This is a genomic window from Ottowia sp. (assembly GCF_047601385.1).
In the GTDB taxonomy this organism is placed as follows: domain Bacteria; phylum Pseudomonadota; class Gammaproteobacteria; order Burkholderiales; family Burkholderiaceae_C; genus Ottowia.
Window position 1 is genome coordinate 2,965,561 of sequence record NZ_JASGJP010000001.1, and the last position, 24,354, is coordinate 2,989,914.

The 24,354-nt window shown below is 67.7% G+C and carries 11 protein-coding genes; 10 read left to right on the top strand and 1 reads right to left on the bottom strand.

Annotation, left to right across the window (positions count from 1 at the left end; translation table 11 throughout):
- Positions 1-46: 46 nt before the first annotated feature.
- A complete protein-coding gene (locus tag QM772_RS14475) occupies positions 47-523 on the bottom strand; it encodes an Lrp/AsnC family transcriptional regulator (protein WP_415137645.1) in 477 nt (158 codons plus the stop codon).
- 136 nt (positions 524-659) lie between these two features.
- Here QM772_RS14475 and glmS point away from each other — a divergent pair, with 136 nt between their 5' ends.
- The 10 genes from glmS (at position 660) to QM772_RS14525 (ending at position 24,353) form a co-directional block, all read left to right on the top strand.
- Positions 660-2,540 carry a glutamine--fructose-6-phosphate transaminase (isomerizing) gene (gene glmS / locus QM772_RS14480; RefSeq protein WP_415137647.1) on the top strand — a complete coding sequence of 627 codons (1,881 nt, stop codon included), beginning with the start codon at positions 660-662 and terminating at the stop codon, positions 2,538-2,540.
- Positions 2,541-2,709: 169 nt separating this feature from the next.
- Positions 2,710-3,381, top strand: coding sequence for an energy transducer TonB (locus QM772_RS14485; protein WP_415137649.1), 672 nt, complete (start codon positions 2,710-2,712; stop codon positions 3,379-3,381).
- 229 nt (positions 3,382-3,610) lie between these two features.
- A complete protein-coding gene (locus tag QM772_RS14490; RefSeq protein ID WP_415137651.1) occupies positions 3,611-8,293 on the top strand; it encodes an SdrD B-like domain-containing protein in 4,683 nt (1,560 codons plus the stop codon).
- A complete protein-coding gene (locus tag QM772_RS14495; protein ID WP_415137653.1) occupies positions 8,253-8,477 on the top strand; it encodes an IPTL-CTERM sorting domain-containing protein in 225 nt (74 codons plus the stop codon). The genes QM772_RS14490 and QM772_RS14495 overlap by 41 nt, the downstream gene beginning before the upstream one ends.
- Before the next feature lie 11 nt (positions 8,478-8,488).
- Positions 8,489-9,382, top strand: coding sequence for a hypothetical protein (locus tag QM772_RS14500; RefSeq protein ID WP_415137655.1), 894 nt, complete (start codon positions 8,489-8,491; stop codon positions 9,380-9,382).
- Positions 9,383-9,390: 8 nt separating this feature from the next.
- Positions 9,391-13,878, top strand: coding sequence for a hypothetical protein (locus QM772_RS14505; RefSeq protein WP_415137657.1), 4,488 nt, complete (start codon positions 9,391-9,393; stop codon positions 13,876-13,878).
- A 10-nt stretch (positions 13,879-13,888) separates the two neighbouring features.
- Positions 13,889-18,187 (top strand): Ig-like domain-containing protein, encoded by a 4,299-nt coding sequence (locus tag QM772_RS14510; RefSeq protein ID WP_415137659.1) that lies wholly within the window; start codon positions 13,889-13,891, stop codon positions 18,185-18,187.
- Positions 18,188-18,246: 59 nt separating this feature from the next.
- Positions 18,247-22,470: an RHS repeat-associated core domain-containing protein gene (locus tag QM772_RS14515; RefSeq protein WP_415137661.1), complete on the top strand. Its 4,224-nt coding sequence runs from the start codon at positions 18,247-18,249 to the stop codon at positions 22,468-22,470.
- Between the two features lie 8 nt (positions 22,471-22,478).
- Positions 22,479-22,850 (top strand): hypothetical protein, encoded by a 372-nt coding sequence (locus tag QM772_RS14520; protein WP_415137663.1) that lies wholly within the window; start codon positions 22,479-22,481, stop codon positions 22,848-22,850.
- A gap of 60 nt (positions 22,851-22,910) precedes the next feature.
- Positions 22,911-24,353: a hypothetical protein gene (locus QM772_RS14525; RefSeq protein ID WP_415137665.1), complete on the top strand. Its 1,443-nt coding sequence runs from the start codon at positions 22,911-22,913 to the stop codon at positions 24,351-24,353.
- The last annotated feature ends 1 nt before the right edge of the window (position 24,354 follow it).

Consider the following 24,354-nt stretch of genomic DNA (forward strand, 5'->3'; position numbering starts at 1 on the left):
TAGCTGCTGGCGCTTGTCTGGCGGGCGCTGGAGGCCGATTTGGCTCTTATTTCCGCAGCGGCACCCGCGTATCGAACTTGGCCCGCCGCGTGGCGAAGAACACGCGCACGTTGCGCACGTTGGCGTCCTGCGTGAACAGGCGCTCGGCCAGCAACTGGTAGCCCGGCATGTCGGCCACACGCACGATCAGCACGAAGTCCGGCCCCGGCGCCACGCGGTAGCACTGGCGCACGGCGTCGTCGGCCACCGCGCGGCGCTCGAAGGCGTCCAGGTGCTCGGCGCCCTGGCGGTCCAGCGACACCTCGGCGATGGCCGTCAGCCCGTGGCCCTGGGCGGCGGCGATGCGGTCTTCATCCAGCAGCGCCACCTGCGCCGCCACCAGCCCCGCCTCGCGCAGCCGCCGCACGCGCCGCAGCGCCGTCGGCGGCGAGACGTGCGCGCGCTCGGCCAGCGCCTGGTTGGGTTGGGCGGCGTCCTGCTGCAGGGCGGCGAGCAGGGACCAGTCGATGTCATCCAGTTCCATTTTTCAAATGTATTTGAATAAAAATTTCTTCTATCGCCTTGAATAGCAGATTATTGCTTATGGGTGCATATATTGATCGGAAATTTCTTGTCGCACTCCCTAGGATCACAGCCTCACCCGACAACAGGATCGACCCATGTGCGGCATCGTCGGCGCGGTCTCCACGCGCAACATCGTTCCCATCCTCGTGCAGGGCCTGCAACGGCTGGAGTACCGCGGCTACGACTCCTGCGGCGTGGCCGTGCACACGCCGGGCGCCGGCGGGCTGCGGCGCGTGCGCGGCATCGCCCGCGTGGCCGACCTGGCGGCGCAGTGCGAGCGCGAGGATCTGCAAGGCCACACCGGCATCGCCCACACGCGCTGGGCCACGCACGGCGCACCGGCGGTCAGCAACGCGCACCCGCACTTCAGCATGGGGCCGCACGGCGGCGAGGAGCGCCCCGCGCGCGTCACCCTGGTGCACAACGGCATCATCGAGAACCATGAGGAACTGCGCGCCGAGCTGCAAGCGCGCGGCTACCGCTTCGCCAGCCAGACCGACACCGAGACCATCGTCCACCTGATCGACAGCCTGTACGACGGCGACCTGGCCGAGGCGGTGCAGGCGGCGGTGCAACGCCTGCGCGGCAGCTATGCCATCGCCGTGCTGCACCGCGACGAACCGCAGCGCCTGGTGGGCGCGCGCCAGGGCTCGCCGCTGGTGCTGGGCGTGGGCGCGGACGGCAAGGAGCACTTTCTGGCCAGCGACGCCATGGCCCTGGCCGGCGTCACCGACCAGATCGTCTATCTGGAAGAGGGCGACGTGGTGGACGTGCAGCTGGGCAAGACCTGGGTGGCCGACCGCGCCGGCCAGCGCGCCACGCGCCCGGTGCGCACCGTGCAGGCCATGAGCGGCGCGGCCGAGCTGGGGCCGTATCGCCACTACATGCAGAAGGAGATCTTCGAGCAGCCGCGCGCCATCGCCGACACGCTGGAAGGCGTCGAGGCCGTGGTGCCCGAGCTGTTCGAGGCCGCCAGCAACCACGCGCCGGGCGAGGGCGCCCACGCCACCTTCAAGGCCATCCGCCAGGTGCTGATCCTGGCCTGCGGCACCAGCTACTACGCCGGCTGCGTCGCCAAATACTGGCTGGAGGGCATCGCCAAGGTGCCCACGCAGGTCGAGATCGCCAGCGAATACCGCTACCGCGATTCGGTGCCCGATGCCGACACGCTGGTCGTCACCATCAGCCAGTCCGGCGAGACCGCCGACACCCTGGCCGCGCTGCGCCACGCGCAGGGCCTGGGCATGCGCCACACGCTGACGGTGTGCAACGTCGCCACCAGCGCCATGGTGCGCGAATGCAAGCTGGCCTACCTGACGCGCGCCGGCGTCGAGATCGGCGTGGCCAGCACCAAGGCCTTCACCACCCAGCTGGCGGGCCTGTTCCTGCTGGCGCTGTCGCTGGCCCGCACGCGCGGCCTGCTGAGCGACGCGCAGGAGGCCGCGCACCTCAAGGCCATGCGCCACCTGCCCGTGGCCCTGCAAGCCGTGCTGGCGCTGGAGCCGCAGGTCATCACCTGGGCCGAGCAGTTCGCGGCCAAGGAGAACGCGCTGTTCCTGGGCCGCGGCCTGCACTACCCGGTGGCGCTGGAGGGCGCGCTCAAGCTCAAGGAGATCACCTACATCCACGCCGAGGCGTACGCGGCCGGCGAGCTCAAGCACGGCCCGCTGGCGCTGGTGACCAGCGCCATGCCGGTGGTCACCGTGGCGCCCAACGACGCGCTGCTGGAAAAGCTCAAGAGCAACATGCAGGAAGTGCGCGCGCGCGGCGGCGTGCTCTACGCCCTGGCCGACGCCGACACCCGCATCGAAAGCGGCGAGGGCCTGAACGTCATCCGCATGCCCGAGCACTACGGCCCGCTGTCGCCCATCCTGCACGTGGTGCCGCTGCAACTGCTGGCCTACCACACGGCGCTGGCGCGGGGGACGGATGTGGACAAGCCCAGGAACCTCGCCAAGAGCGTGACGGTGGAGTGAGCGACGCGCTGCTGCCCAATAGGTGAGCTTCATCGAAGCGACGAAAGTCAATGCCCATGCGGTTCTCCTGAAGATGGCAAGCGGTCAGCTGCCGTTTCTAGGCTCAAGCATTGGGAACTACGCACTGGGCTGTCTCACGGTTCGAGGTACGGCCCCATAATTTCCCGCCATGCACCTGCCGCGCCGCCGCGATACCCTGATCATCGCGATCGTTGCTCTGGCTCACGTGCTGGCGCTTTGGATGCTGCACAAAGCCTCGCGGGGCAAGCCACCAAAGGCATACATACCCGCCACCCTGCTGGCAGAAATCATCACCCTCGCGCCGCCCGCGGCCAGCGAATCGCCCGATCCGTTGCCGCAAATGCGCCCGGCCCCCGCGCCCGAGCCGCGTTCGCAGCCCGCCGCGCCCACCCTGGCCGTCGCGGATGCGCCCCTCAAGGCCCTCACGCCCGTGCGTCCCTCGCCGCGCTCGGCCCCACCCGCACCCGACGCCGCCCACATCGTGCCCGTCACGCCCCAGTCTGAGCCCAGTCCACCCACCCCACAGATGCCAGAAATCCTGGTCCGCCCCTCCGGCCAGCCCAGCGACTCGATCAATCCAGCGCCTCTCTATCCGGCCACCAGCCGGCATCTGCGCGAGGCCGGACGCGTCGTCGTACGGGTGCTGATCGGCCCCGATGGACGCCCCATCGAAGTCGTGCTGCAGCGCTCCAGCGGGTTCGATCGCCTGGACCAGGTGTCTCTGGAGACCGTGCGAAGCTGGCGTTTCGATACCACTGCCTACCTGGGGGCAGGGGATATGCGCCGGGTTTACGTGCCTATCACGTTTGTGCTGGAGTGAAGCCTCTTCGCGCATGCGCGTCGCCGGTCTGGGAGTCTGAAGGCGACGCCCCGATATCACAGATCGGCCATATAGGCATCCTAAAAATGTAGTATGAACCGTTGCGCGGCCATGGGTATAGTAGTGACGGTATGAGCCGGTAGGTGCTGGCCTTTCCGAAGTAGGCGCAGGCACGCGGTACAAGATTGATCCGGTCTGAAGACCGGCACCTGAACGAGGGAGGGGACGTATGCGAGTGCGTCGAGGGAGGGGTCGTGCGTCGCTGTGGCGCACATGGGCCATGCTGTGGCTGGCGTTGCTGGGGGCCATGCTCTGGCCGGCCGCTTCATGGGCACAGGAAGCGGACTGCGCCGAAGTCAAGATCGTCATCGAGCAGAAGCTCTCCCTGGAGCGGCAGGCGTTCGATGCGCACATGGTCATCCGCAACGGCCTGGACGGCGTCATCAGCAACGTCAAGATCGAGCTGACCTACCTCGACCAGAACCAGCAGCCGGTCACCGCCACCACCGACCCCAACGCCGTCGGCGCCACGTTCTTCCAGCGCATCGACCGCATGGCCGGCATCGACTCGCTGGGCGGCGCCGGCACGCTGGCCGCCAAGACCACGGCCGATATCCATTGGCTGATCATCCCGTCGCAAGGCGCCGGCGGCGACACGGCCAATGGCCGCATGTACTACATCGGCGCCAAGGTCACCTACACCCTGGCCGGCGAGACCACCACCGTGGACGTCACGCCCGACTACGTGGTGGTGCGCCCGCAGCCTCTGCTGGTGCTGGACTACTTCCTGCCGACCGACGTCTACGCCGACGACGCCATGACCCCCGAGGTCGAGCCCACCGAACCGTTCACCCTGGGCGTGCGCGTCGCCAACGTCGGTGCCGGCGTGTCGGCCAACACCACCATCGAGTCGGCCCAGCCCAAGATCGTCGAGAACCGCCAGGGCCTGCTGATCGACTTCCGCATCCTCGGCGGCTACGTCGGCAACGAGATGCTCGGCAAGAGCCTGCTGCTGGACTTCGGCGACATCCCCGGGCGCCGCGCCAAGGTCGGCCGCTGGGTGATGGAAACCTCGCTGGCGGGCCGCTTCACCGAGTTCAACGCCAGCTTCACTCATGCGGATTCCCTTGGCGGCGCCGTCACCTCGCTGATCCAGGAAGTGCGCGCGCACAAACTGGTCCACGACGTGCTGGTCGATCTCGCCGGACACGACGACGTTTACGACTTCCTGGCCGAGTTCGGCAACGGCTACTGGGTGTACGACTCCAACGGCGGCGATGCCGAGGTGGCCGACGTGTCCAAGCAGGCCAGCCTGACCAACGTTTCAGCCGCATCGCTGCGCCTGACCTTCCCCTCAGCGTCCAATCTCGTCCACGCCAAGGTGCCCGATCCGTTCAGGGGTGCCCGGCCCATCGCGCGCGTGGTCCGCAGCGACGGCAAGGTATTGCCGCCGCAGAACTTCTGGCTCTCCAAGACCCGCAACGCCGACCTGAGCTGGTCGTACTTCGTGCACGTGTTCGACAGCAACACCACTGGCGACTACATCCTCGAGTTCTCCCAGGGCAGCGCCGCCAGCCTCTCCGGCAGCGCCTACCGTGACAGCAACGCCAACGGCGTGCGCGATGCCGGCGAACCGGCGGAAGGCAACCTGGGCATCGTGCTCAAGGGCGTTGATGCCGGTGGACAGAACGTCCTGCGCCAGGGCTACACCGACCCCTCGGGCGCCTTCAGTTTCGTCGGTCTCGCGCCCGGCCGCTATCAACTCGAAGCGGCCGTGGTCGACGGCTGGATCGACGGCGCCTGGGTGGCGGGCAGCGCCGGGGGCGCCGCGCAGCCTGGCTTGATCAAGGACATCGTGCTGGCGGCCGGCATCGCCGGCCAGGGCTACCTGATCTCCAAGCGCAGGCCCGATCCGAACCAGAGCACCGAGCAGGCCGACCTGTCCATCGCCATCCAGGCCAGCCGGTCGCAATTGCGCGGCGGCGAGACGGCGACCGTCGTGGTGACGGTGCGCAATGCCGGTGACGCCGCGGCGCAAGGCGTCTCGGCGCAGGTTGCCGTGCCGGCCGGCCTGACCCTGCTGTCTTCCACGGCCAGCCTGGGCAGCTATACCGGCGGCGCCTGGACGCTCGGCGGCCTGGCCAAGGGGCAGAGCGCCACGCTGACCCTGGAGGTCAAGGCCGACGAGGTGACCGGCACCCAGGACCGCACCGTCTCCTGGCCCGTCAGCGTCACCGCCAGCACCACCGATCCGCAAGGCAACAACAACAGCGCGATGCTCGGCCTGACGGTGCTCGCAGACAAATCCGGCACCGTGGAGATGTCGCAGACCCTGCCCGCGCAGGCGCGCGTGCTCATGCTGCTGTCGTGCCCGCAGACCGAGGCCGCCAGCCAGGCCGACTGCGAAGCGCAGGCAGCGCAGGATGCCCAGGCCGTCCTCGGCACGCGCGTGCAGCAGTTGGAGACCGTGACCACGCTGGCTGCCTGGCATCTGGCCCAGCGCAGCGGCGCGTACAACTTGCTGTGGCTTCACGGCGGCGCCGACAAACTCGACGACCAGGCGCTGGCCGAGTTGCGCGCGGCCGTGCGCCGCGGCGCCACCGTGGTGGCCGACGGCCTGCCCGGCCTCGCCAGCGGCGACCACAAGGTCAATCAACTGGCGGACGTGCTGGGCGCCCGCATCGTCAGTCCCGCGATCGGCACAGGCCAGTCGGTCAGGTTCCCCAACGAGCCGACGAATCAGCCGGTCGTCGGTGCGCTGCACGGCTTGCAGTTGCAGGCGCCGTCCGCTCAAGCCATGGCCGATGCGGCCAGCACGGGCGCCACCGTCATCGCCAGCGCCACCTGGAGCCATGGTCAGGCCTGGACCATCGGCTTCGACTTGCTGGCCACGGTGCAAGGCCCAGCCCATGCGTTCTGGGGCAGCTACGCCGGCCAGCAGCTGCTGGCGTTCACGCCCGTCTCGCGCGCCGATCCCGCCCTGGCCGGCGCCCGTCTGCCGCTCAAGACCGCCGTGCGCAGCAATGCGCCGGAAGGCGAGGCCCCGCAGGCCGTCAGCGTGCGCGTGCAACTGCCGTCCGGCGTGACCTACGTCGATGCGGCGCCAACGCCCGCGCGTGCCGAATCGCAAGGGGTCGAATGGGCCTGGCAGCTCTCGCCCGGCCAGAGCACGTCGGGCGAGCTGCGCCTGGTTCTGCCCCAGGCCTCCGGCACGGTGCAGGTGCAGACCTCGCTGCTCGATGGCAGCGCCGAGGTGCTCGATGTCAAAACCCAGGCCATCACGGTCGTGGGCCTGGACGAGCTGACACCCCAGGTCGGCAACGCGCTGTCGGCCCTGAACAGCGGCAACCCTGACACCCAGGCGCTGATCGAGCAGGCCCGCCAGGCCGCCGCCGCCGCCAAGACCGCCCAGTTGCAAAGCGACTGGACCACGGTGCTCAAGGAACTGGCGCGCCTCCAGGCCGCGCTCGACACGCTGGCTGCCGCACCGCACGCGCTGGCGATTGATTCGCTGCGTCTCGATGCCGCGCGATGGATGGGCGTGGCCCAGCAGCAGTGGGTGCCCCCGGCCGGGCCGCAGCCCGCACGCCTCGTCGCGCAGTCGGGCTCGGGCCAGTCCGCAGTCGTCTCCACGGCGTTCGCCGCTCCGCTGGTGGTCTTGGTGCAGGACGACCAGGGTCAGCCCGTGGCCGGCGTCACCGTGCGCTTCACGGCGCCGGCCAGCGGGGCCAGCGCCCGCTTTGCAGCGGCAGCCAGCGTCGACGTGGTCACCAACGCGCAGGGCCTCGCCACCAGCCCCGCGCCGAGCGCCAATGCCACCGCGGGCGCCTATGCCGTCACGGCCCAGGTCGAAGGCCTGGCGCCGGTGAGCTTCGATCTCACCAACCGCCCGGTCGCGGTCGATCCGCCGGCCTCCATGCGGCTGATCTCCGGCACGGCCCAGACGGCCCAGGTCGGCACCGCCTTCGGCGCGCCCATGGTGGTGCAGGTGCTGGGCGCCGCGGGCCAGCCGCTGCCGGGCATTGCGGTGCGCTTCGAGTTCGCCGCCTCGGGCGCCAGCGCCAGCTTCGCCGACGGCCGCAGCGCCACCGTGCTGACCGGCAGCGACGGCCAGGCCAGTTCCCCCGCTTTCACCGCCAACCAGACCGCCGGCGCCCATCAGGCGCGCGCCACCGTGTCCGGCATGGCCGGCGGCCTCGCCTTCTCGCTGAACAACAGCGTGGCGGCGCCCGTGCTGCTGCTGGAGTCCATCGACGGCCTGACCCAGAGCGCTCCCGTCAACACGGCTTACGGCCTGCGGATGATCGTGCGCGTGGTCGATGCTCAGGGCCAGCCCAGGTCCGGCGTTGCCGTGTTGTTCTCCTTGCCGCCAAGCGGGCCTTCGGCCAGTTTCGGGGGTACCCTCGTCACCGCCAGCGCCCAGTCCGGTGCCGACGGCACGGCCGTGTCGCCGGCCCTGGTGGCCAACGGCCAGCAAGGCAGCTTCCGCGCGGTCATCACCGCGGACGGCGCGGCGCAGCCGCTGTATGCCCTGCTGACCAACCTGGCGCCCGCCGGCTCCGGCAAGCGCTTCGAGGGCACGACCGCCACCGGCACCGGCACGGTGGTCGCCACCGTCAGCGGCGGCGGCGATACCTGTGTCTTCAACCCGGCGGCTACGCGCCTGGTGCCGCCCGAGGGCATTTGGAAGCCGCTGGAGAAGCTGCTGCTGCCCCACGGCCTGCTCGACTTCGAGCTGGTCGGCTGCGAGCCCGGCAGCGAGGTCACGGTCAGCACCACCTGGCCCAACCTGCGCGGCATCACCGGCTACATGAAGTATGGCGAGACCTCGTTCTCCGGCGGGCAGCAGATTCTGGTACCCGCCCCGCAACGTGCGCATCTCGGGCAACACGGTCACCTTCACCATCCGTGACGGCGGACTCGGCGACGACGACCTGACGGTCAACGGCGTGATCCGCGATCCGGGCGGCCCATCGATCGACACGGGGCTCGTACCCATCCCCACATTGGGCCAATGGGCGCTGTGGCTGCTGGCGGCCCTGCTGGGGCTGAGCGCGGTCGGGCGCTGCCCCGGTGCGCGGCGCCAGCGGCGGTAGGGACCACGGTCATGCGCCGCCTGATCATTCCGCTGTGTGCCGGGGTCCTGAGCGTCGCCTGGGCGCAGGAAGGGGCAGAAGGCCCCTTCACCTGCGACAGAACCGCTGCGATCACGCCTCTCGCCGAAGTCGCGTTTACCGGCGAGGTGGCCAGCTACACCGATGCGGAGCGCGCCTGCTGGGCCGACTGGCCGCAAGCGCAAGCGCTGGCGCAGGGCCTGAACGGCCAATGGGTGGACGTGCGCGATGCGGGCAGCGCACGTCGCATCGCGCTGCGCGGTGCCGCCACGGTCGGGTTGACCGATCTGGCCGACAAAGCCTTTCTCAAGGGGCAGTCGCTGGTGCTGGTGGGCACCGGTGTCGATCTGAAGGCGCTCACCGAGCGCTGCGTGGCGCTGCGCCAGCGCGGCCAGTTCAGCGGCGTGCACGTGCTGCTGGGCGGCGCGCGGACCTGGCGCCTGGCCGGCCAGCCGGTGCAGGCCGATGGCACGGCCGTGGCGCCTGACGAGGCCAGTGCTCAAGAGTTGTGGTTGGGTGCGGCCGGCGATCTGTGGCAGCTCGCCGTGTTCGGGCTTTCTGCCGAGCAGCGCCAGAGCCTGCCCGTCCCGGCGTCGCGCGTGCTCGATCTGGGCGCCGACGCGCGCCGCGCCGTCGATGAACTCCAGCGCAGGGCAACGACCGGCGAGCGCCTTGCCGCGCCTCGGCAGTGGCTCGTCGTGGCGCCCGATGCCGCGCAACTGGCCCAGGCGCAGGCCCTGTGGCGCGAGCGTGCCCAGGCCGCGAGCCCGCTGGGTGCGCCGATATGGCTTTCGGGCGGCTGGCAAGCCTACGCCGCCTATCTCCAGCAACAGAAAACCCTGGCCGCCCACGCGGGCCGGCCGTTGCCGCGGCTGTGCGGCATGTAGGACGACTCATGAAGCGTGCATCGATCGAACCGAGGAACATCAGCTTTGCCGGGCTTCCGCAGGGAAGCAGCGTGGCCCGGCAGTTCGCGCGTGTCTGGCTGCTACTGGTATGGCAAAAGGGCATCCGCGCGGCTAGTGCCGTCGCGCTGTGCCTGCTCGCGTTGATGGCCGCCACCGGCGCAGCGCATGCTGCCAGCGTGAGCGGCACCATCTCGTCCAGCACCACCTGGACCACCGCCCAGTCGCCCTACGTCCTGCAAGGCGACGTCGTCCTCGACAACAACGCCACGCTGGTGATCCAGCCCGGCGTTCAGGTCCGCATGGCGGCAGGCGCCAGCTTCACGCTCAGGCAGGGGGCGCTGCAGGCGGTGGGCACGTCTAGCAGCCCCATCGTCATCACGTCCGATGCCGCCGCGCCCCAGCCTGGAGACTGGGGGCAGTGGCGTCTCACCAGCGGCACCCGCAGCGCGCAAACCCTGTTCGACCACGTGCGCATGTCCTACGGCAGCGGCCTGGTGATCGAGGGCTGCGCACCCGTCCTGAACAACGTGGCCATCCAGAACCACAGCGGCCCGGCCATCAGCGTCGATCTGGCGGCTTCTCCGGCAGGGCGCAACCTGAGCGCCAGCGGTAATACCCTGAACGCCATCGCCGTCCCCTCGGGCACCATCCGGGGCCAGGTCGTTTGGGGCCTGGTCGGCATCCCCTATCTGGTCCAGCAGGGCATCGTCCAGGTCGGTCAGTCGCCGCTCTCGCTTGAGCCCGGCCGGCTGCGGCTGAGCCCCGGCGTGGTGGCGATCCTGCGCCTGGCCTTGAGCGCACCGGCCCCCGCGGGCGGGTTGGCCGTGGACCTGACGAGCAGCGTGCCCTCGGTCGCGTCCGTGGTTTCCCGCGCGACAGTGGCCGCCGGCCAGTACGGCGCCGACGTCGAGGTGCAGGCCAAGGCCGTCGGCACCACCTCCATCACCGCGAGCCACGCCACGCTGGGCTCGGCCGCCGCCCTCATCGAGGTGGTGAACCTGCCTGCGCTGGAGCTGCTGCCCAGCGCGCCGACCATCGGCGTGCAGCGTCCCTATGCCATGACCTTGCGCGCGCCCGCCGCCGCGCCCGCCGGCGGCCTGAACGTTACCCTGGGCAACTCCGACGGTGCGGTGCTCTCGGCCCCAAGCAGTCTGCGCATTCCGGCCGGCCAGCAAAGTGTCAGCTTCGACGTGACCGGCCTGGCGGACGGCGCCAGCCGCCTGAGCGCCCAAGCGGAGGGCTTCGGCACCGGCCTGGCCACGGTCACGGTGCGCGGCAAGGCCCTCGTGCTGCCTACCAGCGTCGTCGTCGCGCCTGGTGCCCAGACGCTGACTACCGTCCAGTTGACCGAACCCGCACCGGCTGGCGGGTTGGCCGTCAGCCTGTCCACCGGCGCCACGGCCACCGCCACCGTGCCGGCCACGGTGTCCGTCGCCGCTGGCGCCTCGCAGGCCAGCTTCAACGTCAGCGGCGTGGCCCTGGGCACGACCACGCTGACGGCTTCGGCCGCTGGCTACCAGGGCACGCAGACAGCGGTGCGCGTGGACGCGATCGCGCTGGACCTTGAACCCACGGGCAACCTCACCTTGAACGTGGACCAGTCGTTGACGCGCCGGGTGCAGTTGTCCAAGCCCGCACCAGCGGGTGGGGTGACGATTCAGGTCGGTGTGGAAGACGCCGCGACGGCCAGCGTCAGTCCGGCCGAGGTGTTCGTGCCGGAAGGGCAGGTGATTGCGTTGACGCCGCTGACGGTTCGCGGTCTGGCGATCGGGCAGACCAAGCTGAACCTGACGGCGGCGGGATTGATCAGCAAGGCGGTCAACGTGGATGTAAAAGACAAATTTGCCCTGAAGCTGTATCAGATCAACGGACAGGCCAAGGTCATTGCCGGCAAGGGATTGAAGACCTATGAAGCTGAGCTGCAGATTCAGCGCCTGATCAATGGTGCCGTCGCAGGCGGTGCTGAGCCATTGACAGTCTCTCTGCGTTGCGCGGCCGAGAGCGTGTGCGCGGTGCCGGCGACGGTGACCATTCCGGCGGGCCAGAGCTACGCCAATGTGCCGGTCACCGGTGTTGACCTGGGCACCACGCAAATCGAGGCCACGGCCGATGGAGCCACGGCAGCCACGCCGATGCCGATGGAGGTGGTGGCGCCGGTGATCAACTTCGAGAGTATCGACGGCACTCGCACCACGGCTGGCGTGCGAGACAACGTTTACCTGACGCTCAGCACACCGGGCACCTACTACCCGCATCTTGCTGCGGCCGTGCAGGCGCTGACGGTGAACCTGAGCCTGGTGGATCAGAGTCCGGCTGGTGTGGTCAACGGCATCTACAACGCGGCCACGGGCGGCACGTTGGTGACGCAGATGGTGGTTCCGGCAGGCAGCCGTGCCGCGGGATGGGTTTACATCGCCCAGCCCACGCAGGCGGGCACCTATCGGGTGAGGGCCGAGATCGCTGGGATCACGACGACCCTGTCTGCGGTGCAGACCGTGACGGCAGCCAATCAGGCGCTCAAGTTCTATCAAATCAATGGACAGGCCAAGGTCATTGCCGGCAAGGGATTGAAGACCTATGAAGCTGAGCTGCAGATTCAGCGCCTGATCAATGGTGCCGTCGCAGGCGGTGCTGAGCCATTGACAGTCTCTCTGCGTTGCGCGGCCGAGAGCGTGTGCGCGGTGCCGGCGACGGTGACCATTCCGGCGGGCCAGAGCTACGCCAATGTGCCGGTCACCGGTGTTGACCTGGGCACCACGCAAATCGAGGCCACGGCCGATGGAGCCACGGCAGCCACGCCGATGCCGATGGAGGTGGTGGCGCCGGTGATCAACTTCGAGAGTATCGACGGCACTCGCACCACGGCTGGCGTGCGAGACAACGTTTACCTGACGCTCAGCACACCGGGCACCTACTACCCGCATCTTGCTGCGGCCGTGCAGGCGCTGACGGTGAACCTGAGCCTGGTGGATCAGAGTCCGGCTGGTGTGGTCAACGGCATCTACAACGCGGCCACGGGCGGCACGTTGGTGACGCAGATGGTGGTTCCGGCAGGCAGCCGTGCCGCGGGATGGGTTTACATCGCCCAGCCCACGCAGGCGGGCACCTATCGGGTGAGGGCCGAGATCGCTGGGATCACGACGACCCTGTCTGCGGTGCAGACCGTGACGGCAGCCAATCAGGCGCTCAAGTTCTATCAAATCAATGGACAGGCCAAGGTCATTGCCGGCAAGGGATTGAAGACCTATGAAGCTGAGCTGCAGATTCAGCGCCTGATCAATGGTGCCGTCGCAGGCGGTGCTGAGCCATTGACAGTCTCTCTGCGTTGCGCGGCCGAGAGCGTGTGCGCGGTGCCGGCGACGGTGACCATTCCGGCGGGCCAGAGCTACGCCAATGTGCCGGTCACCGGTGTTGACCTGGGCACCACGCAAATCGAGGCCACGGCCGATGGAGCCACGGCAGCCACGCCGATGCCGATGGAGGTGGTGGCGCCGGTGATCAACTTCGAGAGTATCGACGGCACTCGCACCACGGCTGGCGTGCGAGACAACGTTTACCTGACGCTCAGCACACCGGGCACCTACTACCCGCATCTTGCTGCGGCCGTGCAGGCGCTGACGGTGAACCTGAGCCTGGTGGATCAGAGTCCGGCTGGTGTGGTCAACGGCATCTACAACGCGGCCACGGGCGGCACGTTGGTGACGCAGATGGTGGTTCCGGCAGGCAGCCGTGCCGCGGGATGGGTTTACATCGCCCAGCCCACGCAGGCGGGCACCTATCGGGTGAGGGCCGAGATCGCTGGGATCACGACGACCCTGTCTGCGGTGCAGACCGTGACGGCAGCCAATCAGGGTCTACGGCTGTATCAGGTCAATGCGCGGCCCAAAGTAGTGGTCGGCAAGGGACTAAAGAGCTACATCGCGGAACTGCGCGTCCAGCGTTTGGATGGTGGTGTCGTTGTGAATGGAGCAGAGGCGGTCACGGTGAGTGTGCGCTGCGTGGCTGCCAGCGTGTGCAGCGTGCCGACGACGGTGACCATCCCGGCGGGCCAGAGCTACGCCGATGTTCAGGTTGCCGGTGTCGATCTGGGTAGTACGCAAATCGAAGCCACGGCATCGAGCTTCGACGCCGGCAGCATCAACGTCGAGACCGTCACGCCTCAGCTAGTGTTCTATTCCGGGCTCCCGAGCAGTTTGCAGGTCGGGCAGAACTACACGTCGGTACGTGTGTATGCCGACGTGCCCGGCGCCTACTACTCCGGCAGCTACCTCTCGCCCGCTCAAGCGCTCGCGGTCACCTTCACCAGCTCCGTCCCTTCCGCCGCCACCGTGGGCGCCAGCGGCACGTGGCCTGCGGGCACCTGGCTGTCCAACGGCGTCACCCTGACGGGCGTCGCCGCCGGCACCACCACCCTCACCGCCAGCGTACCGGGCTTCGCCCCGGTCACCAGCGCGCCCATCACCATCAATCCCTGAGGGCGCGGCCATGAACAAGTTCTTCCAGCTGTTCTCTCGCGCCACGGCTGCCACCACCCTCGCGGCCGGCGCGCTGCTCATAGCACACGGCGCAGCCCATGCCGCCGACCCCGCCCAGCTCAGCGTGGCCGACGGCGTGGTCGTCAAGTTCGGCAATGGCTCGGGCCTGTACGTGCGCGACCGTCTGATCACCGGCCCCAACGTCGTCTTCACCAGCCAGGCCGATGACCAGGCAGGCGGCCAGGTCGGCCCTGCGGCCGGCACCCCTGGCCGGGGCGACTGGCTCGGCGTCATCGTGGCACCCAGCGTCGCACCGGGCGGGCTCGGCCTGAACGGGCTCAGCCTGCGCTACGGCGGCGGCACCGCCGGACTGCCCAGCCACCTGAACGGCGGCGCCGGCCTCAGTATTCCGGGCGGCGCCTACAGCTTCAGCAAGCTGCAATTGCTGCACAACACCACCGGCGTGCGCGTGGTCGGCGCCGGCACGCCCACCTTCACGCAATCGCGCCTTGCAGACAACGCCACGGGCCTGCTGGCCGAGCAGGGCGCCACCCCTGCCATCGGCGAATCCGACATCTCCGGCAACTCCACCTACGGCGTGCGCAACCTCAACCCCGCCACCGCCGTGAACGCGCGCGGCAACTGGTGGGGCCATGCCAGCGGCCCCCGCGACACCGCCGGCAACCCCGCCGGCCAAGGCAACCCGGTCAGCACCGGCGTTGACTACGGCGGTTATTTGCCAGCCGAGCCCGTGCTCACCTGCACCATGGTGCCTGTCCAGGGCTACGTCACGCGCGTGCGCGCCATCCAGCTGCAACTGGACTGCCCACAGGCCGCGCAGTACCGCATCGCCGAGCAAAACACCTTCGCCAACGAACCCTGGCTGGGCATGGAAGGCACGCCGACCATCGCCAACTACACGCTCTCCGCCGCTACCGGCGAGAAGATGCTGCACGTCCAGTTCCGTACCGCCCAGGGCAGCACCAACACCTTCGCCCTGTCGCAACCCATCGCCTACGCGCCCTCGGGGCCGCTGGTGCAGTTCGACCAGCCCGCGGCGGGCGCCGTGCTGACCCAGGACACCCTCATCGCCGTCAGCGCCGCCGACCCCGAAGGCGTCAGCCAGGTCGAGCTGCTCGTCAATGGCCAGCGCCTGGCCTTGCTCACCGCCCCGCCTTACCAGTTCACCTGGGCGCTGGCGGGCGTGCGCAACGGCAGCTACACGCTGTCGGCGCAGGCCACCAGCACGCAGGGCCTGTCCAACACCGCCAGCCGCCAGGTCGTGGTGCAGAAGGAGGGCGGCAGCGCCGGCCCCAACGTCACCCTCGCCTTCGCCGGCCAGCCGCTGACCGCCAACGCCACCATCACCCAGCCCGGCGTGCTGGCCGTCACGGCCGACAGCCCCGTCGGCATCGCTCGCATCCAGGGCAGCGTGGACGCCGCCGCCATCTTCGACCAGGCTTACGGCAACACCAGCCCCGTCACCGCCAGCTTGTTTCTGGACTTCGCGCAGCTGCCCAACGGCGCCCACACGCTGACCGTGGTCGCCACCGACGGCGACGGCGGCCAGACCGCCGTCAACCTGCCGTTCACCCTGGCCCTCAGCGCGCCCTCCGCGCCCGTCATCACCGCGCCCGCCAACGGCGCCACCGTCCACACGCCGCGCATCGGCGTCTCCGGCACCGCCGTGCCCGGCGCGCAGGTGCAGATCCACGTGGACGGCCAGCCCTCGGGCAGCCCCGCCGCCGCCAGCGCCGGCGGCAGCTTCGCCGCCACCGTCACCCTGGGCGAGGGCACGCACCAGATCACCGCCAGCGCCAGCAACAGCCGCGGCACCAGCGCCATGAGCAACGCCGTCGGCATCACCTACACCGCCAGCGTGCCCACCCTCATGTTCGTCAGCCCCGCCGAGAACGCCACGCTGAGCGCCGACACGGTGGTCGAAGTCAGCGCCGTCGATGCCACCGGCATCGCGCGCGTCGATCTGTACGCGGGCGACCAGCTCATCGGCACCCGCACCGCCGCGCCCTGGTCCGCCACCTGGAGCCTGGGGCAAGTGCCCGACGGCCCCTACACCCTGCGCGCCGTCGCCACCAACACCGCTGGCAAGACCGCCCAGGCCACGCGCGCCGTCACCGTGCAGAAGGTCATCCCGCCGCCGCCCGTGCCCGAGCCCCCCTACGCCGTCCGCAACGTCACGGTGACCCCTGCCGTCTCCTTCGGCACCACCCCCGTGCAGATCAGCGGCGAGGTCATCACGCCGGATGGCCAGCTGGTGCCCACCGCCGCCCTGCGCATGGTGCTGCGCGTGCAAGGCTTCGAGCGGCGCCTGACCCTCGTGGGCGACGCCTCTGGCCGCTTCACCTACAGCTTCGTGCCCCAGGCCAACGACGCCGGCACGTATGAAGTGCGCATCGTCCACCCCGACGATGCCGCCTACGCCACCCGTGCGGCCCACGGCAGCTTCACCATCAACCGCCTCGCCGTCAACTACAGCCAGTACAAGCTCAACGCCATCCGCGGCTTCGCCAGCGCCGCCACCCTCCAGGTCAGCGCCAGCGCCGGCACCGGCGCCAGCGGCGTGCGCTGGCAGGCCCTGCCCGCCGACCAGCCCTCCGGCAGCCTGCCGCCCGGCATCACCCTGGACCTGGGCAGCCCCGTGGACATCGCCGCCGGCACCACCGTGCCCACCTCCATCAAGCTCACCGGCAGCGCCAGCGCCGGCGCCACCGGCACCGTCATCCTCAAGCTCTTCGCCAACGAAAGCGGCGCCACTCCCCGCGCCGAGCTGCGCCTGGACTACCAGCTGCACGAAGCGCGCCCCGGCCTGACCCCCGAGCCCACCGCGCTGGAAATCGGCGTGCAGCAGACCAAGACCGCCAGCGGCAAGCTGACCATCACCAACAAGGGCTACAGCGCCGCGCAGGGCGTGCGGGTGCAGCTGCTCACCCGCGAAGGCGCCGCCCCGCCCGCCTGGGTGCGCCTGGTCAGCAGCCCCGAGATCGGCGCCATCGACATCGGCCAGAGCACCGTGGTGCAGATCGATGCCAGCCCCGGCACCGACGTGGCCGACGGCTACCACCAGCTCCAGCTGAAGGTCAGCGCCGCCAACGATCCCGGCGGCAGCGTGCCCGTCACCGTCGCCGTGGCCCGCGACGGCCAGGGCGGCGTGCGCTTCAAGCTGGTGGACATCTACACCGGCACCCTGAACGCCCAGGGCCAGCCCATCGAGGGCCTGGCCAATGCCCGCATCGTGCTGCAGAACGAAGCCCTCACAGCCGACATCCGCACGGCCAGCAGCAACCAGGCCGGCATCGCCGAATTCACCGCCATCCCGCCCGGCAACTACCGCTGGCGGGCCAGTGCTCCCAACCACCTGGACGCCAGCGGGCGCATCACCGTCAACGCCGGTTTGACGGCCAACGAACGCATCTTCCTGGACTACCAGCTCGTCAGCATCGAATTCAGCGTCACCGAGACCACCATCCGGGACGAATACGACATCGTGCTGGAGGCCACCTACCAGACCATGGTGCCCGCGCCCGTGGTGCTGCTGGAGCCCATGAGCATCAACCTGCCGGCCATGCAGCAGGGCGAGGAGCTCACCGGCGAGCTGACCCTCTCCAACTACGGCCTGGTGCGGGCGGACGAGGTCAAGTTCGCCTTGCCCACGAGCGACGAGAACTTCAAATACGAGTTCTTCGGCACCCTGCCGACCCAGCTGGCAGCCAAGAGCCGCGTGGCCATCCCGTACCGCATCACCAGCCTGAAGGCACTGGAGAAGGGGCAGAAGGTCAACACCCAGCCCGCCAGCCTGCTCGAACGGCTGGTGCAACCGGGAGGGGGCTACCAGGCCAGCGCGCAGATGCAGAACGTGATCCGGCAGTTCCTGCGCACGGGCGAGGCCAGCGCCATGGCCAAGAGCACCGGCGTGGAGACCGTGAGGGCCGCGGCCAAGGCTGCGAGCTGCTCCAGCTACCAGACGCAGGCGTGCGCCAGCTACAGCTACGAATGCGCGGCCGGCGACGTGCGCGGGGGCTCGGCCTGCGCCAGCATCAGCCGCGTCACCGGCACGGCTTGCGGCAGCACATCGGTGGGTGGGGGTGGCGGCGGCGGTGGAGGTGGAGGCGGCTGGGGTGGAGGCGGCTGGGGCGGCGGTGGCGCGCCCATGCCGCTGGTGCCCACCTGCGTGCCCTCGTGCCCCGACTGTTCGGCCGGCGGCGGCCCGGGTGGTGGCGGAGGTGGAGGTGGAGGCGGTGGCCCCTCAGGCCCCGGCGGCGGCGGCAACACCCGTATGGGCTCCAGCTGAATCCGGCCCTGAGCCGCAAGACACACGCAAGACAAGTACCCGCATTGCACAGGACGAACATGACTCACAAAACCATAGCTGCCAGCGCAAGCCAGTCGTGCGCTGGAGCCCGATTTGGCATCAAACATCTGGGTACTGCGCTGCTGCTGTGTGCGCTGCTGCTGGCGCCGGTGGCGCAGGCGCAGACCAGCACGCGCCAGATCAGCCTGCCCAACCAGGACTACACCGAGAGCACGGAAGACCTGGTGGTCAAAGTGCTGGGCGGGCAGGTGGTCATCAACCGCACGTGGACCTGGGGCAAGTGGTATCTGAACGACCGCTGGGCCGACCTGGTGCTGCAACCCGACCCCTTGGGCGGCGTACTGGCCGTCAGCCGTGCCGACCGCATCTACACCCGCGTAGGCTCCGGCGGCGCGGCCACCTACAGCTTCGACGAGAACAACTACGTCAAAGCCATCGCCCATGCGGACGGCCAAGTGAGCGGCTGGCAATGGTACGACCGCGAAGGCAACACCATCGACTATGACGCCGCAGGGCGCATGCTCGGCTGGGCCAACCAGGCCGGCGTCAAAGTGAGCCTGGAGCGCGACGCGCAAGGCCAGATCAGCGGCGTCAAGGACCACCAGGGCCGCCAGGCCCTCACCGTCGAATACAGCGCCGGCCTGCCCGTGAAGGTCAGCGACGCCAGCGGCCGCAGCGTGCGCTACGACTGGAGCCTGCCCGCCGGCGCCCCCGCCCAGCTCACCCAGGTCACCGACGCGCGCGGCGGCGTATGGCGCTACACCTACAACGCGGCCGGCTACATCCAGAGCCGCACCGACCCCGAAGGCGGGCAGATCAGCCTGAGCTATATGACCCAGCCGGCCCGCCTGGCCGCCGGCGGCGGCAGCGTCGGAGGTGGGAGCAGCGGCAGCGCTGGCAGTGGAGGCGGCGGCAGCGGCGGCGGCGTGGACACCGGAGGCCCGCGCCCCATCGGCTCCACCAAGATCAGCATCCCGCCGGCCATCCGCGTGGCCAGTCTCACCGACGAAGTGGGTGCTGCCACCAACTACCGCATCGACTACGACCGCGTGCGCCGGGAATACCTGGTGGGCATCCAGCAGCCCGGGGGCACCATCCAGAACCTGCGCTACGACATCCGTGGCCGCCTGCTGCAAGACACCCTGGACGGGGTGGACCGCAGCATCGTGAGCCAGGACAGCCCCACGCAGGAGCGCATCACCGACGCCCGGGGCCTGGTGACCACCATCCAGTACGACAGCGCTGCGGCCAGGAGGCCCATCAAGACCATCCACCCCGACGGCAGCCAGGAGAGCAGCACCTACGACCCGATCTACAACCGCAGGACCAGCCACACCAATGCACTGGGCATCGTCAGCACCTGGGCCTACGACGCCAAGGGCAACGTCACCGAATACGTCGAAGCCAAAGGAAAACCTGAGCAGAGAACCACCCGGTACACGTACGACCAGTACGGGCAGATGCTGACCCGCACCAGAGGAACAGCCAATGGGCAGGGCGCGGATGCCATCACGGAGCGGTATGAGTACGACGACAGGGGCAACATCACGAAAGCCACCGATGGCCTGGGCAACAGCACGGCCTATACGTACAACCTTCAGGGCCAACCCCTGACACAAACGAACGCCCTCAATCAGACCACCAGCTACACCTACGACGCGGCAGGCAACCTGACCCAAAGCACGAACGCGCTCAATGAGACCACGCGCTACAGCTACGACGGCAGGGGAAGAAGGACGCAGACCGTCAGCGCCGCAGGAAGAACCCAGACCGTCATCTATGACAAGGCCGGCCGAATGACCGAGACGCGCCTGCCCGGGCAGAGTCAAGGCGTGCGCACCCAGTACGACCAGGCAGGCCGGCCCATCCAGCGCACCAGCGCAGGCGGCCTCGTCACCAAGAGCAGCTACGACAGCCAGGGGCGCCTCACTCGCACCGAAGACCCGGCAGGCAACGCGACCACCTATGAGTACGGCGCCAAGGGCGAGCCGCTGGCGGGGTTGCTCACCACGGTCAACTACCCGACGTACAAGGAGACCTACCAGTACGACCAGCGCAATCGCCAGACTGCTGTCACCCAGCACCTGGGCAGCAATGAGACACGCGTCCAACGGCAGGGCTACGACGCCAATGGCCAGCGCATCACATCCACCGATCCGGCGGGCAAGAGCACCCTCTACCAGTACGACGGCCTGGGCCGCCTGACGCAAACCACGGATGCGTTGGGCAACGCCACCAAGCAGACCTGGGACGCTCAAGACAACCTGCTGACCCTGGCCGACGCCAAGGGCAACCAGCACAAGTTCGACTACGACAAGGCCAATCGGCTCACGAAGGAAACAAGGCCCTTGGGCGGGGCCATCCAGTACAGCTACGACGCAGCAGGAAACCCGGCACAAAGAACCGATGCGGGTGGTAACACCCGCAGCTACACGTACAACGCTGCCGGGCGTATGACGCAGGAAGTGCACAAGCTCGGTGGCAGCACAACCGATCAGCAGATCAGCTACAGCCACGATGCCGACGGGCAGACGACAGGCTACGAGCAGAAAGACGGTAGCGGCAGCCTGATCAGCAGTGCCAGCTATACGCTGGACGTGCAGGGCAGGACCGGCACCAGCAGCGTGACCTACGGCAAGGTGGATGGCGGGACGGTCAGCTTCACCATCGGCCAGAGCTTCAATGCCGATGGACAACTGGCCAGCCATATATATCCCGATGGCAGCACCCAGAGCTACAGCTATAGCGGTGGAAGACTGGCCAAGGTGACGTTGCCCAACGGCAGCGAGATCAGCTATGGCAGCTACAGCTGGATGGTGCCGCAGCAAATACAAACTCCCGGCGCTACTAAGAGCCTGGGCTATGACCCGCTTCAGAGGCCAACCAGCATCGAGGTCAAGAATGCCTCAGCCCAGCTCTTGGCCAAGCGGCTTTACCAGTACGACGCGGCGGGCAACATCACTGAAATCGAGAGCGACCTGGGCAAGACGACCTACGGCTACGACCAGCTTGATCGGCTGACGCAGGCCACGCCAGACAACGCTTTGCAAGTGCTGGGCTTGCCGCAGGAGCAATACAGCTACGACCCGGTGGGCAACCGTACCTCCAGCGGGCACCAGCCTGGCGCCTGGGCCTACAACGCAGACAACCAGATGACGCAGTACCCGCGCCTAGTGCCCTTCAGCGGCGGTGCGCCCACGGATACGCAGATCAGCTACACGGCGCAAGGGCACACGAAGCAGGAGACCAGCGTCCAGGGCACCAAGGACTACGGCTATAGCGTGGCAGAGCGGCTAATCAGGTACGCGAATACGCCCAAGGACGCGCCGAACCCCAGCCTGGAGGCTAGCTACAGGTATGACCCCTTCGGGCGAAGAATTGCCAAGAGCGTCAAGGAAGGGGCAAGTACCAGCACCACGTACTTCGTATATGGCGACAGCGGATTGATGGGCGAAGCCAACGAACAAGGCCAGCTCGCCAAGAGCTACGGTTTCAACCCGAATGCAACCCAGCAGGGGCTATGGAGTACCGATCCGATTTGGCAGGCGAACGCCAGCAATGGCAGCTTGACCGATGCCAGCACCAGCTACCACTATCTGCACACGGATCACCTGGGTACGCCGACACTGGCGACGGACAAGAGCGGTGCAACAACTTGGAAGGCGGTGAGTGAAGCCTTTGGTGCGGCGGGCGCACTGCCGGAGAGCCGCATCACGATGAATCTGCGCTTCCCGGGGCAATACTTCGACAGCGAGACGGGGACTCATTACAACTACTTTAGAAACTACAATCCCTATGCTGGGAGATATTTGCAGAGCGATCCTTTGAAAATTTGGGGTGGAATAAATTTGTTTGAATATTCGGGGGGCGATCCAGTACGTGATCGTGACTCTATGGGATTGGCGCCAGATATATGTAGAGGTCCAGATTGTAGTAATCCTCCTTATGATCCTACACCAGATGGACCCAAGCCTTCTCCAAATAAATCTCCGAAAAAAGATAGAGGCTATGAAGGATGGATGGAAAAGTGCGTTGATGAAGTGTGTGAAACGATAAAGGCTGATACTTTCACCGGTTGGTGTCAGCAGAAAGGTTGTAAATTACTTACAAAATGGGCATGCAAGCGGGCGGGTACTAATCACAATTGCTGCGACTGTGTCATGCATAGATGTGTTAGTTCGATGGGAGAAAAAGGCATGCCCGATGAGGCTGCACGCGCATATTGTGAATCCAATCGTTTACTATGTATGAGCGGGGGTTGAGTGTAATCATGACCTATAAAAAATATCTCTTATTCTTGGCAGGAGTAGCCTCCGGATTATTGCTTGGGATTTTTATTCTAAAAAACTACCTATATTTTTATTGCGATGAAAATTTTTCCTCTGTGTACAGAATTAATATTAATTTCGCATCAAAATTAATTGAAGATGGAAATTATGATGGGGCGCTGGGTGTTTTGGATGGACTGCGAGTTGCTTTTTATGATCAGAAGCGCTGCGGCGCATCTGATGTGGGGGGTATATTGATTGGCGCGGGGGCTCAGTTCTTCGGTGGGAATATGGCGAAGGTTAATGAGTCTTATAAATTAAAGGAAATTGATTACCTAAAGAATAAGGTTGCCCAGAAAAAAGCAGCAAGGTGAGAAATGAGCGAAGCGGGACGTAGGGAGAAGTAGCAGGGAAATTGGGGTCCGGGGGAATTAATGGAATGGACGCCCCCACCTGAACGCCCCGGCCTGAGCCCCGAGCCCACCGCGCTGGAAATCGGCGTGCAGCAGACCAGGACCGCCAGCGGCAAGCTGACCATCACCAACAAGGGCTACAGCGCCGCGCAGGGCGTGCGGGTGCAGTTGCTCACCCGCGAAGGCGCCGCCCCGCCCGCCTGGGTGCGCCTGGTCAGCAGCCCCGAGATCGGCGCCATCGACATCGGCCAGAGCACCTTGGTGCAGATCGACACCAGCCCCGGCACCGACGTGCCCGACGGCTACCACCAGCTCCAGCTGAAGGTCAGCGCCGCCAACGACCCCGGCGGCAGCGTGCCCGTCACCGTCGCCGTGGCCCGGGACGGCCAGGGCGGCGTGCGCTTCAAGCTGGTGGACATCTACACCGGCACCCTGAACGCCCAGGGCCAGCCCATCGAGGGCCTGGCCAATGCCCGCATCGTGCTGCAGAACGAAGCCCTCACCGCCGACATCCGAACGGCCAGCAGCAACCAGGCCGGCATCGCCGAATTCAGCGCCATCCCGCCCGGCAACTACCGCTGGCGGGCATCGGCAGCCAACCACCTGGACGCCAGCGGGCGCATCACCGTCAACGCCGGTTTGACGGCCAACGAACGCATCTTCCTGGACTACCAGCTCGTCAGCATCGAATTCAGCGTCACCGAGACCACCATCCGGGACGAATACGACATCGTGCTGGAGGCCACCTACCAGACCATGGTGCCCGCGCCCGTGGTGCTGCTGGAGCCCATGAGCATCAACCTGCCGGCCATGCAGCAGGGCGAGGAGCTCACCGGCGAGCTGACCCTCTCCAACTACGGCCTGGTGCGGGCGGACGAGGTCAAGTTCGCCTTGCCCACGAGCGACGAGAACTTCAAATACGAGTTCTTCGGCACCCTGCCGACCCAGCTGGCAGCCAAGAGCCGGGTGGCCATCCCGTACCGCATCACCAGCCTGAAGGCACTGGAGAAAGGGCAGAAGGTCAACACCCAGCCAGCGAGCCTGCTGGAGCAACTGGTGCAACCGGGCGGGGGCTACCAGCCCAGCGCACAGATGCAGAACGTGATCCGGCAGTTCCTGCGCACGGGCGAGGCCGGCGCGATGGCCAAGGACAGCAACCTGGCCACGGTGCGGGCCGCGGCCAAGGCCGCCAGCTGCTCCAGCTACCAGACGCAGGCGTGCACCACCTATTGCTACGAATGCGCGGCCGGCGACATCCGCTACGGCTCGGCCTGCTCCAGCATCAGCCGGGTGACGGGCAATGCGTGCACGGCCACGTCGGTTGGCGGAGGTGGCGGCAGCGGCGGTGGAGGTGGCGGCGGCTGGGGTGGAGGCGGCGGCGGAGGCGGCGCGCCCCTGCCCCTGACCCCCGCCTGCGTCGCGCCCTGCAAAGGCCCCAACTGCCGCTGCCCCGCGCAGCCCTGAG